This window comes from Xenorhabdus entomophaga (assembly GCF_037996725.1).
GTDB classification, from domain to species: Bacteria; Pseudomonadota; Gammaproteobacteria; order Enterobacterales; family Enterobacteriaceae; genus Xenorhabdus; species Xenorhabdus khoisanae.
Genome location: NZ_JBBMXH010000272.1, coordinates 1 through 941 on the forward strand (window position 1 = coordinate 1; position 941 = coordinate 941).

Here is a 941-nt window from a genome sequence, read left to right on the forward strand (position 1 = left end):
ACCAGCAGGGAACCCACCCGTTTAGTGGTGTAGAAGTGGATAAACGGTTTGCGGGTGTACGGGTCACGCAACATACGCACGCCGAGGCGATCCAGAATGGTGTAGCAGCGTTTGAAGTTACCAAAGCCCACCGGCACCGCATCCGGCGTTAAGTCCGCAAACTGCTCATTCTCCGCAATGCCGTAACCCAGCAAGGCGGAAGGCTGACCCAACTGCAAGCCCGGCTGCCACAGGTAATTGCCCTGACTGTCTTTCAGGGTGCGCACCTGAAACAGCGTCTTGTTGTTCATCATGAACTTCGCCCCGTTGCGGTACGGCTTGCGCAGGGTGTAGATCAGCCGCATGACTTCATCCGCCGTGACTTCCGTCGGCTTTTTCAGTAACACGTGCTGCAACGTGCCCCATTCACGAGCGTTGTCGTCCTGAATGTCGCTGCCGTACGCCAGCAACCCTTTCGGTTTGTTCTTACCGTCACCGTGGGTAAAGGCGTTTTCTTCCTGCTCGGCAAATTCCTGAGTCAGCTCTGCGGTGATAAACGCCTCTACATCAAAGAAGGCATCATCGAGCATCGTCTGGGTGGCGGCCGGATTGCCGTAAATTTCCCCCCACGTCGGCTCGATTTGTGCCAGTTTGGCGGTTCTGGTTTCCGGGCGCTCATCGGTCTCGCCCACCCAGCCGCTGTTAGTGCCTCCCTGATTGACCAGACGCTTGAAGTTCGGGGTCCCCACGGACACGACACTGCACTCCGTCCGCATCACCACCTCATCTTTCAGGGCGCTGATAATGTTGCGGTCCAGCTCTTCCGGCACCGCATAGCCGCCATCGGGATCGGTCGTGGTCTGCATGGCTTTTTGTTCCAGTTCGGCCAGCCCGTCCACCTTGCCCTTGCGGATAAACTGGGCAAACGCGGTTTTGTGTTCATCCACCGCCTTGTTATTGCC

At 57.5% G+C, this 941-nt stretch carries 1 protein-coding gene; it reads right to left on the bottom strand.

What is annotated here, in order from left to right; translation table 11 throughout:
- On the bottom strand, positions 1-941 hold a 941-nt coding region (locus AAC854_RS22720; protein ID WP_340619071.1), incomplete at both ends, for a phage major capsid protein.